Genomic DNA, 12,296 nt, shown 5'->3' with positions numbered 1-12,296 from the left:
TTCAAAATCGCAGTTCCCGCCACACCTATTTAGTCTAGCTCTCGCCGGATTTCCTCCACCTGACCAACTTCAAAAATTAAGGTGAAGGGTTGCCCCATTTCTTTTTCGATAAACTCTTCCAATAACTGCACTTGTCGGGGTGTTACTCTTCCCTTTGCCCGCACACTCAGGCGGACTTCTGGAGGATTAGTTAACCAGTTTGTATTAGTTTTGAGCAACTGCAATCGCCCAAAAGTGACAGTTCGGTTCAACAACGCCCGTTTGACACTGTTTTCCAGTTGCGCTTGGCGTACAAGTCGGGCAAAGCTCACACCTAAGGGAATGACAAGTATTGAGGTCAAAGCCACAGTCCAAATCAGGGGTTGACGCGCTCTCGCCATAGAAGTGTAACCTGCTACCAGGAATGTCAGCATACAGGAGAGGGTGATTCCCAGTAAGTTGGTGAGATAGAGCAGAGTTGCTCCTAAACTGAGTTCCCAGTTTCCTTGTGCCAAGCCTAAGCCAATTACACAGATGGGAGGCATAAGGGCGACAGCGATCGCAGTTCCCGCCACACTACCAGAAATTCTTGGCTCAATTTTAGCGTAGCCACTGATACCACCAGCCGCCACGGCAATTCCTAAATCTAACAATGTTGGTTCCGAACGGGCCAGCACTTCACTACCATAGTTAGGCAGCTGCACGAGTAAACCGAGACAGTAGGCGATCGCCACTGCTAGCAATGTTCCCACCGCTACAGCAATGACGCCTTTGCGAAATAAGCTCACATCTGCTTGCAACGCACCAAAGGCTAATCCCCGAATTGGCAGCATTAGGGGGGCAACAATCATCGCCCCAATAATTACCGCGGCACTGTTAGACAACAAACCAAAGCTAGCGATCGCACAAGAACTAATAATCAAAATTATGTAAGCAGAGTCTAAGCTAGACTCTGCTAGCAAATCTTTATGTAGCTGTTGGAGTTGTTCTGGCTGCGAACCTTGGCGTCTAAAATTTTTAAAGCGGTCTTGAATGTTACTACCCAAGATTTGCCTCCTAAAATAGCTATCGAAGCGCTTCGCGCCGGACTCTTGATTCGGAACTGTCTAAGAAAGACAAGGAGGAATTTGTTGATGAAGTTTTTGTCTTCTCTCTTCCAATTACCCATTACCAAATCTCTATCAATTCTTAAATCTTTGTCAATTTAAAGTTTTAAATACAAGTTCTTGAATCCAAGTTTTAGCAACTACTGCCAATGGTAACGCCATGAGTAACCCTAAACCACCAAAAAAGCTGGCGAAAAAGATTTGTGATGTGAGTGTAAAAGCAGGTAAAAAAATATCGACTAATCAAATAGGCTCTGGAATTTTTGTCTGAATTTGGGGTTAATTTTATTTTAGATATTGTTTCAACCAGCTAAGATAATCATCACTTGCTTTGAGAATGGGTAAAACAATAATTTCAGGCACATCATAAGGATGAATTTCTTTAATTGTTTGTTCTAATTGATCATAGACAACCAGACTACTTTTGATCAAACAAATCCATTCTTCGTTCTGACAAATTTCATCTTGCCACCAATAATGACTGGTAATAGGTCCAATAATTTGAACGCATCCTGCCAATTTTTCTATTAATAAATTCTTGGCAATGTTATCGGCATTTTCTTTATTTGGTGCAGTAGTTATGACAGTGATATATTCTTGTGACATGGATAAGTTTCTTTTGGTTTTTGATATTGAATCAAATATATTCCTTGCTGACAGACAAAAATAATATTCAGTCTCTAATTATTTTAGAATATCAGCGGCATTCGGGCAAAATTAACATACTATCCCCAAAGGAGTAAAAGCGATATTGTGAAGAGATCGCCTCTCTATATAATTCGAGTAATCTATCTCGGCCAATTAACGCACTAACAAGCATCAATAAACTCGAACGAGGTAAGTGAAAATTAGTAATCATTCCATCAATTACCCGCCAACGATAGCCAGGATAAATAAAGATATCGGTTTTTCCTCGAAACGCAGTTAAATTTTGACCTAACTGTTCGGCTACCTTAGCCGAACCTTCTAAAGCTCTAACCACCGTAGTCCCCACCGCAATAATTCGTCCTCCCTCTGCTTGAGTATCCCGAATTTGTTTAATGGTTGTTTCAGAGACATCTATCCATTCTTGATGAATATTGTGTTTAGTGATTTCTTCAACTTCAACCGGATGAAAGGTTCCGCTACTAATCTGTAAAGTAATATGAGCTTGATTAATACCTTGTTTGCTAAGTTCTTCTAATAATTCTTGCGTAAAATGTAATCCTGCTGTTGGTGCTGCAACAGAACCAGGTTGTTGTGCATAAATAGTTTGATACTGAGATGGGTTCGCCTGAGATTCTTGTATAAAAGGAGGCAAAGTGACAGTACCAAGTTGTTCAATTTTTTGCCATAATACTTCAGGAGTAGATACCTCAAATTTTAATAATTGAGTGTCTTTCCCCTCATTTGTGTCTATGACAGTAGCTTGTAGTAAAGGAATCTTCTCGATAGGGTCTTTATCTGTCGTTCCAAACCAAATTTCACTACCAATGTTCAACTGCTTTTCTGATTCCACTAAAGCTAACCAATAGCCAGGGATTTTCTCTTCTAATAAGAATACTTTTACAGAATTTCCAGTCGATTGTTTACCATCAAGTCGTGCTGGAATCACACGGGTATTGTTAAAAATCAGTAAGTCTCCTGGGGATAACCAACGAGGTAAATCTTGAAAGATACTATGGCGATGGGTGGTTGGAGAATTAACAACTAATAAACGTGAGCTATCTCTAGGCATCACAGGGGTTTTGGCAATGAGTTCTGGTGGTAAATGATAATTGTAACTTGATAATAAGATATCTTCTTGGACAGGATTTGACTCAACCAAGGGTAGATTCTTTTGAGGGTATTTAATCATGCCAAAGACGTGTAAATCTAGTAGATGTGAGTTCAGTGGAACGGACTGTGTGCTGAATATTTTTACGCTCTAGATTACTCTGTATTGTCTGAGTACCAGCAACTTCACTAGCCCAATGGCAGCCTATTTTATACCTTATCATATAAACCTGAATATGAAAAGGCAAACCAGCTAACTCACCAGCCCACTCAATAATGCCACCTCACTTTGTGAAGTGAAGTAGCTTGATAAATATCAGTGCGGATATTTTCGTCGCAAAGCACAATGCTATCTAAAGAATTCTCTTGGTGGGAATTTGTTCCTTTTCGGCGAGTATTCATGGCAATTAACCGCCTCTTCAGTCAGCACAATATCAGGCTGCACAGCACACTTGAGATAATGATTATTAGAAAAAAAACGACAATTTTTACAGGGAACTTGCTGTAAACTATTGATTGTAAAAACCATCTTATTGTCTAAATTTGTGCGTAGCTTTCGCAAAAGTAGCAGCAAAATAGCCCAACTGACAATAAAGCTCAGGGGAGTTAAAGATATAACTAAATCTGGGACATTTAAGCCATCAGATTTTGCTGGCTCCTGCTTAACCTCACTTTGCGTTATCTGATGAAAATTCCTATTTGTTGCTACATTTTGTAGTAGTATCTGATCAACAGACATATTATCTATCCTTCGCTATATAGCGTTTCTCTATCATGTGAGGTACACCGTAAAAAGCGAAAGTCTTGATATACAACATCCTAATGTACCTCACTAGCTCAGGAAAGGCTGTATATCTTTCTCATCTAATTTTTGATAACAACAATGTAATTGCTAATTTGTCAGTTGGCATCCAGTTTTAGTTGGAGATTTTCAATTTCTGACTAAATATCTTCAATCTAAAATCTCCAGTTATTTTAATTATGGGTAATTAGAAAAACTACTGGATACTGACTATTAGTTTAGTATTGTTGAGGCTGCTCTTTATCTCTTCTTGAGTATGAGCATTGCATTGCTACTGATTAGATTAGGCTTGTGTTAAACATCTTGAAATTCATACAGACAGATACAGAACAGATAGAGAACTGTGTTAATATCAATTTCTCAGTTGCTGCTTCTTCAAAGCTGACTATTCGCAAGATTTTAATTATATGTGTAGCAAAAGAAAAGTTCATATATCTCTGTCGATAGTTTTGCTTGTTCTTTTATAAATGTGTATCCAAAGGCATACATTACAAGACAAACTGATAACTGGATAATTTTCATGTTAGAATTTATCGGCAGATAGGGAGAACTGTTACTTGCCAGGGAAAGCACTGTTAACTTTTATTGACAAAGTTTCATAATTCTTACCAGTTTGTCTAGAAAATATATGCATATAAGCTTTTTCAGTAGGATTCCTGTAACGTCTCTAGTATTACTCTGGGTGGCTTACGGGTTCTTGGGATGGTATATTGCGGCTCATCACATTGTTTGGTTAGTGGGAGCTTTTGTGGCGGCGATTGCTATAGTTCTAGTGCGGAAGAGTTTATTTTGGTTAGACGGTTTGGTTGCTTTTGGTTCTCAAACCTTAGTTGTTATCTTAGCTTTAAGTGCGTCAATTGCTTTAATAGCAACTTGGTCGCTATTATTCAGTCTTTTTCTCATGCCCGTAGCAACTACGATATTAGCTGATTTAGAAATGCGTTTTGCTGGCTTTAGCAAAATCGATTCTTTTTGGGTTTTAACAGTAATCGCAGTCTTGGGTTTGGGTATTGGCGAAATGATAGATATTCTATTTTTACCCAGTAGCAGGTACTAATGGGGATTGGGTAATTGGAGGAGACAAGAAAGAGACTTCATCAATAAATTTACCCTTCCAGTAAAGAGTTCCCAATCTGCCAGATATCCGACTGGTAAAAAACGTTTAACTGAGTTATACCATTTTGGATTTTGGATTTTAGATTTTGGATTGGAAACCGCTTGGTGTATCTGGGTTTTCTCTGTCCATCTGTCGCCATGATTTTTCTTTCTTAGTATTAGCTATTCTGAAACTGAAACAGTGGGAATACAGGTTGTAGCAACTGATGACTACTGATGACTAATTCCCCACCAAGAAAGTTTTCTATTTATGCAGCAATTAAGTGTTTGTTAATGTTACTGGACTCAAAGTAATACATAAATTACCTACTTGTTTCATACAATCTGTAATAGCTATACAAGAAAATACATATTCATTGTTATTAGTATACAAATAATTAACTTCTAAGTTCACAATTTCTCCAGAGAAGGCGAGATTTTCGGCTCTTAACAAGACTTTGACAACAATATATTTAAATTCTTTTTCCTGTAAAATATTTTTTAATAAATAACCAGTAGCGCCGATTAAGATGTTTGCAAGTATAGCAACAGGTATAGCCGGAAAATCAGGAAAATGTCCGGTACAATCTTCTGATAAAACAGTTCCTATAGATGCTTTTAACTTGTTATTAACTATAGATATACTTTGCAAAGATAAAGATTTTTTATAAGGATTTATACCCATTTCAAAATTTGTACAAGTCTGAAACTTTTTATAAATCTTTATAAAAACTTTTTCCGGAATTACATGATAATAAATCTTTAAACTATTGATAGTTATTCCCAATTTATTTGTTATTGAAGTTATCGCAACTGCTGACCTTTTATTAAGAAGAAAACCTTGAGCAGTGCCACGAACATAATTGCCTATTTCAGAATCCGGCTGGTAAGGATTGCTAATAAATTCAGCATTATGTGCCAAATAATAATGCTTGGTTTGGTTGGGATTAAATATAGCAATACAGCAGGCTCCAAGTATAGCTAAATGTCTTCCAGTTTCCGCAGCAGAGATCACAGCAGCTTCCATTCCTAATGGTTGTTGTATAGGAATATCGGCAGACAGAGTTCCATTTTCATTGAGTTCTAGGTTTTCTAGAGCAAAGTAGGGAGGTCTGACTGATATCAAATTAAATAGCTCTTCAAGATTGATGCTTTGCATATCAATTTAACATAGTGGTGTAACAATGCTATTTGGGCTAACAAAGGCTTACGGAGGCTTTCCCTAGCCTAAAAATTTAATCAACCAAATATCATTTATAGATAATTTGGATTTGGAGAAAATTCATATTTGCTGGGAGCTTTTGGGGGCAGGGGAAACCCATCTAAATCTTCTTGATAAAATACCGGATCGATAAGTCTAAGAAATAATCAGATTTATGGTTTGATTGATTTTTTGATGGTCATAGCATTTACCCACAATCTTGTCAATAAGTAGGCGTTAATGCAAATATTTTGGGGATTATTGAGATTGATCTGTCCTGATTGATCATGAGGCGTTTACCCTGCTTTTGGGGGTCATGGTGAAAACTGACGTGTAAGCGCCATTGGTTAGTATATTTTTTAATTAAACCAAAAAAAATTATAATTGTTTAATGTGCGCCAAACAATAGTAGCGGATGTTAGTAAATTTAGCGATGGCGCGGAGCGCTTCTTTATGAGGCGATCGCCATATAGAAATTTTCGGGTTTCATTAAAGTTATCCTTTTATTAGCGGTTCCTGATCCAAAATCTACTCCTTAGATGCTTAAACTCGGAGCTTTTGGTGGCATCACCCAATATATTGTGTGAAAAGAAGATTATTAAAGCCGCCAAAAAGCTTTGGCACCGCCAATTTTGTCCAGGTTTTTCCCAAGGGCGAGACAGTTACTAACCAGGTGGGACTGTTTCCTCTACAGGACGAATAATTGTCGGCGCAGGTGTGACTTCTGGCTGAAAAATAGCCTGCAATGCCTGTTCTAGGGTTGGTGCCATGACAATTCGGTTTTCGTAAGCGACAACTACTCTTACCAGAGTTGGCAAACTATTTTGTGTAGCTTCTAAATAAATTGGCTCAACATATAGCAGAGATTGCTTAATGGGAATCACCAAAAGATTACCCTGAATTGCTCTCGAACCCTGGCGATTCCACAGAGAAATTTGCTGAGAGATTACGGGATCTTGGTTAATCCGCGCTTCAATTTGCTCTGTGCCGTAAATCAGGCGCTCTTTAGGAAAGACATACAGTAGCAGCTTACCGTAGTTTGCCCCATCTGATCGCGCTGCTAACCATGCAATTAAATTTGTCCGTTTTTTGGGAGTGTAGGGCAAAAACAGAATAAATTCTTCTTTAGGAGAGACTGCATCAACAAAAGAGAGGGTGGGGAGGCTGGTAATCAAGTAATATGGCTCTACCTGACGGGTTTCACTGCCATAGATTTCATTAGGAATCTGCCACTGGTCTTCCCGGTTGTAAAACACTTGGGTATCCGTCATGTGGTAGATCATCAACCGCTCAGATTGAATTTTGAATAAGTCCTCCGGGTAACGGATATGGTTGCGGAGGTTGACTGGCATGGCACTAAGCGGTTTGAACAGCTTGGGAAATATAGCTGACCAAGTAGCAATTATCGGATCTTTGGCATCTGCGGTGTAAAAGGTAACGCTGCCGTTGTAGGCATCAATCACCACCTTGACAGAGTTGCGAATGTAGTTGATGCCATCGCTACCTGTGTCTGAGTAGGGATAGCGATCGCTTGTTGTATAGCCATCAACAATCCAGTAAAGGTAATTTTTTCTACCTGGCAACTGTTGATGAGTATGATCAGGATTGGGGTCAGCAGCAACTAAATAGGGATCTTTGTCAAATTGCAAAAAAGGTGCGATCGCTCTAATTCGTTGGTTAATATTCCGCCGCAACAACACCCTCGTCTCTGGCAAAAAGTCCCTTGTGAGTACCATCTGCCAATCCTTGAGATACATGGCAAATAGCCACCGTCGCCACAGCGAACCGATTTGAATACCACCCAAGCCATCGTAGGTATTGTAAACATTATCTCTGCCACTGGGATAGTCTAGTTCTCTCACCCTTGTGCCAGTCATTACATAAGTATTAGTAATTTCACCGTAATAAATCCGGGGCTGCCCAATGGGAATGCTGGCACGAATGCCTTGGCTGGAAGTGGTGAGGGCGCTATCATTACCGCTAATATCTTTAACAAAATATTCTGGTAGTCCACCAGGAACAACTGTATTGACTGGACTGACGGTAAAGCCATAACCGTGAGTATAAATTAAATTGCGGTTAACCCAGGTCTGAGCTTGCTGTGGTACAGCACTGTAGTCTAATTCCCGTGCGGCTATCAGTACCTGCCGCCGTTCTGTGGGTTCAAATGCTTGTTGGTTAGTTGCTGGTGGTTGGCGTGGGGTTACGTCTGTTTTTAGGGTGTAGCGATCAATATCGGCATCAGAAAATTTATAATATGGTCGAATTTGTTGTAGCTGGCGATTAGTTTCTAATAGGGGCCGCTGATCCCAAAGGCGAATATTGCGAATTGTGAGGTCATTGGCTTTGATATCAGCTTCAGTTAGTGTTCCTTGGGGGTTGAAGGTTCTGGCATCAATCGCTTCTAAATCGAATGCCTGCCGAGTTAAAGCGATAGTCCGCTGAATGTAGGGTTCCTCTCGTTGCAATTCGTTGGGCTGGACTATTAAATATTGCACCAACTCAGGTAAAACAAAGCCAGCTGCCACAACCAGGAATAAATAAGCCCCCAACCCATAAACGACGAAGGGCTGATGCTGAAATTTGGGTTGCCAAAAAATTGTTCGCCATAGCAGGTAAAATGCGATCGCTACTGCCAGAATGGACAAAACTTTGTAGCCAGGCAACTGTGCCATGACATCAGTATAGCTGGCGCCATAACTCACCCCACGGGAAGAATAGACTAGTTCATAACTACTCAGCCAATAACTCAGGGATACCACCAACAGCAAACAACCCCCCAAACCGGATAAATGACGCTGCTGCTGCTGGGAAAACCCAGGAAAAACTCCCTCACTCAGGCTGTCGGAGGATAGTAAATAGGTGAGAGTAACGGCAATCAAGCCATACAAACATAATCCCATCAGCCACAGTTCCAGTAATTCCCAGACTGGTAGAGAAAAAATGTAGAAGCTGATATCTCGACCAAATAAAGGCTCCCTACTGTTGAAGGGGGTAGGATGTAAGTATTGCAGCACCTTGGCCCAGTGTTGAGACAGCATCAGCCCAAACTCGACACTGAACAAAATTGCGATCGCTCTGAGCAAAGATTGGGGATAAATTAATAAGAAAATCGCCATTCCCAAAACCAAGCCAAAATACCAAACTTGGGAAATTATCCGCCTCAAGAGTTGCCAAATTATCTCTAAGCGGAACAGAGCAGGAACGGCTAAACTAGCTTGATTAACTTCCGAATGCCAGTAAGCAACGGTAATTTCGCCATAGTGTACCAGCATTAACCCTACTAACAAGCTCAATCCCAAAGCTAAGATTAACAGCCCGCGCCATCTTAATTGCCAGGGTTGGGATTCAGGTATCCGGGTTTTATTACCTCTGGCTAGGGAAGGACTGAGAAAATTTTTTAGCTCCCTACCCCTGACTTGTTCTATCTTCAGAGACTCCGGGTTCTTCAGCCGTTGAGCTAAAGCCAGGTTTCCTAGTAGATAAGCCGCAGTTATGCCAGCTACAACTACCCATAAACCACCTTGAGTTACTGTCCTCAGCAAAAATACTTGCAAATATCCGACTTCCTGAAACCAGAAAATCTCAGCACCCAAGTGGGAACCCAGATCCCAGAGTAGTAGCAACCCCAGGAATACTATAAATAGTCGAAAGCACCATTTCCAGAACATTCCTTGGTAATTGGTAAGGGTTAATTGGTAATTAATATTATTGCTACCAGGGTATACTCAGTCCTTGGGAAAAACCTGTCCACAATTGGTAAGCCAACGCAAGGAAGGCGGCTTTTACAATCTCGTTTTTACCCCCATCACTAATTTTACCTGTCTTAGCGGCGATGCCTTGACAAAAATATCTGATGCTCTTCAGATAAACTATCCATTGGGAACATAAATGTATTGACGAGCATTACTTATTGCCTCACAGGTATAAGATTAAGCTTGTAAACATTTCACTAGACGGGATAATCTGTGTTTAAGAGTGATCTTCAAAGGCAGATGCCGATCAACATCGATTAATTCGGTTAATATGGCTAATTGCCCTCTTACTTCATGTTGGATATCTTGGCTAGTGTTTCAGTTGTGACCTGTAATTATGCTTACCAGCGTTGACCGTTTATTATTTGTCCGGCGAGTCCCAATTTTTAAGGAATTGCGGGATGATTTTATTGTGCGGCTGGCTTCAGTGATGAACGAGTTGTCATATCCAGCTAATTACAGCATCTTTAAACAGGGAGAAGAGGGGCAATCGCTCTATATTGTTGTCTCAGGGCGTGTCAAAGTTCACATTGGGGAAACAAAATTAGCAGAGGTGGAGCAAGGAAAGTACTTTGGGGAAATGGCAGTATTTGATACTGAACCCCGTTCTGCCTCCGTAACCACCTTAGAACCTTGTGAATGTTTGGAACTAACCCAAGAGCAACTTTATGACGCCATTGAAGAAACTCCGGAAATCGCTGTGAATATCATTCGTGAGCTATCTCGTCTGATTCGCAGACTGAATGACAACATGAATGGGGTTAATTCAAAAAATCGTTAGTCATTTTGCTGATGCTGGCGATCGTATATTTGAGAATAACCAGTCAGTATTGTTTCTCTTCTATCCCTAGGGTGGCTTCCTTGATTGCAAAAATCGGCGTTGCAGTCAAATCAGACATTGCTTCACAAATTGCTGCGGCATCTCTACACTTTCCCCCCAGTGTTGATGCACATAAGAGGCGTGGAGAGTCGGCAAACTCCAACCTTCAAATCCCATATTTTCCTCACAATCGTAGCGAGAAGTGGCAAATAGGGGCTGTTTGGGAGGTGATATTAAACGGGAACGATGAAACTCATGTCCGTAAACATTTGCCCCTACTGGTACTAGCAGACTATCTTGCAAAGCGACTGCACGACGATACCCTAAAGTTAAACTTCCACCCATTTGGGCAGATGTGGGTAACACTCCCACCATCGACCAAGGGTTACCCTGAAAATCGATAATTTGCTCACATAAATACATCAATCCCCCACATTCGGCGATTGTCGGCATGCCTGCGAGAATTGCTGTTTTCACTGCATCACGAGCGCTGGTGTTTTCTGCTAGTTGCTGGGCAAAAACTTCCGGGAAACCACCACCGAAATACATTCCCTGCACGCCCTGTGGTAATCCTGCATCAGAAAGTGGACTCCAAAAAATTAGTTCTGCACCTAACTGTTGGAGCAAATCTAAATTATCTTGGTAGTAAAAATTAAAAGCTTTATCTCGTGCGACTGCAATTTTAACTGGGGGATGGGTAATGGGTAATGGGTAATGGGTAATGGGTAATGATTGTGATTGCAAGATTGGTAGTAGTTGATCCCAGTCAAAGCAACTATCGCCCAAATCAGCAAGGCGATCAATAACAGCATTCAGTTCTGGTAGTTCATCTGAGGGGATTAAACCCAAATGGCGATCAGGTATGGTGATGTTATCTTGACGCCGCAAAACGCCGATAATGGGCAAATTTAGGGGTTTTAGGGAATCTTTGAGTAGGGATAAATGGCGATCGCTCCCCACCCGATTGAGTACCACCCCAATTATATTAATTCTGGCATCAAAAGAAGAATAACCATGTGCGATCGCCGCCACAGAACCAGACAACCGACTACAATCAATCACCAACACCACAGGTATATCTAATAAGCGTGCAATATGTGCCGTACTCCCGAAGTCAGTTGGTAATTGGTTTTCTGTATCATGTCCAATACCATCAAAAAGTCCCATCACCCCTTCCACAAGCCCATATTCACACCCTTGAGAATGACGGTTAAAACATTGCTGTACATAACTTTCCGAAGTCAGCACCGGGTCTAAATTCCGACAAGCCCGACCAGTAACACGCTGATGAAACATCGGGTCGATATAGTCCGGCCCCACCTTAAAAGATTGCACCACCGCACCGCGACGACACAAAGACGCTAAAAGGGTAAGCGTAACTGTCGTCTTACCCACCCCGCTACGTTCTCCAGCAATGATTATAGACATTTTTGTAATTAGTAATTAATAGTTATTTTATTGATCATTTTTACTATAAACGCCAATTATTTAATTTTAGTGAATAACCCAAATCTTGAATCCTTTGATAATGAGATAAATTACCAGTCACTAACTAAATTTAGATTGTGACTAATAGCAATAGCAGCAATCATACAATCAGGATAACCAATTGTTTTGCCGCTTATTTCTAAATCAGCATAAATTTTACCCGCTAATACAGACGATTCCAATTGAACCTCACACGACTCAAAGTCGCGTGATTCCTGCTTCAACGATCTCTGCCTGAAGTAATTCAGGACTTACAAGTTCTCCACAGGCGTTTAGAGCCTCCGGGATACCCACG

At 40.6% G+C, this 12,296-nt stretch carries 8 protein-coding genes and 1 pseudogene; 2 read left to right on the top strand and 7 right to left on the bottom strand.

Translation table 11 applies throughout. The features are described 5' to 3' along the window. Window positions 1–29: 29 nt before the first annotated feature. The 4 genes and pseudogenes from H6G32_RS18945 to queA all read right to left on the bottom strand — a co-directional run bounded on the left by H6G32_RS18945 (window position 30) and on the right by queA (window position 2,922). Window positions 30–1,025 carry a DUF389 domain-containing protein gene (locus H6G32_RS18945; RefSeq protein ID WP_190461019.1) on the bottom strand — a complete coding sequence of 332 codons (996 nt, stop codon included), beginning with the start codon at window positions 1,023–1,025 and terminating at the stop codon, window positions 30–32. A 153-nt stretch (window positions 1,026–1,178) separates the two neighbouring features. Continuing rightward, window positions 1,179–1,313, bottom strand: a pseudogene (locus tag H6G32_RS26835) (AI-2E family transporter); the annotation flags it as partial. A 57-nt stretch (window positions 1,314–1,370) separates the two neighbouring features. Then, entirely contained in the window at window positions 1,371–1,691 is a 321-nt protein-coding gene (gene cutA / locus H6G32_RS18940; protein ID WP_190461016.1) for a divalent-cation tolerance protein CutA, read from the bottom strand. A 91-nt stretch (window positions 1,692–1,782) separates the two neighbouring features. Next, window positions 1,783–2,922 (bottom strand): tRNA preQ1(34) S-adenosylmethionine ribosyltransferase-isomerase QueA, encoded by a 1,140-nt coding sequence (gene queA / locus H6G32_RS18935; RefSeq protein WP_190461014.1) that lies wholly within the window; start codon window positions 2,920–2,922, stop codon window positions 1,783–1,785. 1,348 nt (window positions 2,923–4,270) lie between these two features. Between queA and H6G32_RS18930 the strand changes: the two genes are divergently transcribed. Next, window positions 4,271–4,699: a hypothetical protein gene (locus H6G32_RS18930; protein ID WP_190461011.1), complete on the top strand. Its 429-nt coding sequence runs from the start codon at window positions 4,271–4,273 to the stop codon at window positions 4,697–4,699. Between the two features lie 318 nt (window positions 4,700–5,017). Here H6G32_RS18930 and H6G32_RS18925 read toward each other — a convergent pair whose 3' ends face one another. Both H6G32_RS18925 and H6G32_RS18920 read right to left on the bottom strand, forming a co-directional pair. After that, the gene (locus tag H6G32_RS18925) at window positions 5,018–5,896 is read right to left on the bottom strand and encodes a hypothetical protein (RefSeq protein WP_190461010.1); all 879 of its coding nucleotides are present in this window, start codon (window positions 5,894–5,896) and stop codon (window positions 5,018–5,020) included. A 707-nt stretch (window positions 5,897–6,603) separates the two neighbouring features. Further along, window positions 6,604–9,609 carry a UPF0182 family protein gene (locus H6G32_RS18920; protein ID WP_190461008.1) on the bottom strand — a complete coding sequence of 1,002 codons (3,006 nt, stop codon included), beginning with the start codon at window positions 9,607–9,609 and terminating at the stop codon, window positions 6,604–6,606. Between the two features lie 421 nt (window positions 9,610–10,030). Here H6G32_RS18920 and H6G32_RS18915 point away from each other — a divergent pair, with 421 nt between their 5' ends. Continuing rightward, on the top strand, window positions 10,031–10,474 hold the full coding sequence (locus H6G32_RS18915; protein WP_190461006.1) for a cyclic nucleotide-binding domain-containing protein: 444 nt from the start codon (window positions 10,031–10,033) through the stop codon (window positions 10,472–10,474). A 105-nt stretch (window positions 10,475–10,579) separates the two neighbouring features. On the opposite strand, the gene H6G32_RS18910 is transcribed toward H6G32_RS18915, so the two are convergent. Beyond that, the gene (locus H6G32_RS18910; protein ID WP_190461004.1) at window positions 10,580–11,941 is read right to left on the bottom strand and encodes a cobyrinate a,c-diamide synthase; all 1,362 of its coding nucleotides are present in this window, start codon (window positions 11,939–11,941) and stop codon (window positions 10,580–10,582) included. Window positions 11,942–12,296: the final 355 nt, after the last annotated feature.

It is taken from the genome of Cylindrospermum sp. FACHB-282, from assembly GCF_014697195.1.
In the GTDB taxonomy this organism is placed as follows: Bacteria; Cyanobacteriota; Cyanobacteriia; order Cyanobacteriales; family Nostocaceae; genus Cylindrospermum.
Note: the sequence above shows the minus strand (reverse complement) of the source record. Positions and strands in the feature narration are given on the sequence as shown.

Coding starts and splice junctions, on each gene's coding strand:
- cutA (WP_190461016.1), bottom strand. CDS start 1,691: ATGTCACAAGAATATATCACTGTCATAACTACTGCACCAAATAAAGAA.
- queA (WP_190461014.1), bottom strand. CDS start 2,922: ATGATTAAATACCCTCAAAAGAATCTACCCTTGGTTGAGTCAAATCCT.
- H6G32_RS18930 (WP_190461011.1), top strand. CDS start 4,271: ATGCATATAAGCTTTTTCAGTAGGATTCCTGTAACGTCTCTAGTATTA.
- H6G32_RS18925 (WP_190461010.1), bottom strand. CDS start 5,896: ATGCAAAGCATCAATCTTGAAGAGCTATTTAATTTGATATCAGTCAGA.
- H6G32_RS18920 (WP_190461008.1), bottom strand. CDS start 9,609: ATGTTCTGGAAATGGTGCTTTCGACTATTTATAGTATTCCTGGGGTTG.
- H6G32_RS18915 (WP_190461006.1), top strand. CDS start 10,031: ATGCTTACCAGCGTTGACCGTTTATTATTTGTCCGGCGAGTCCCAATT.
- H6G32_RS18910 (WP_190461004.1), bottom strand. CDS start 11,941: ATGTCTATAATCATTGCTGGAGAACGTAGCGGGGTGGGTAAGACGACA.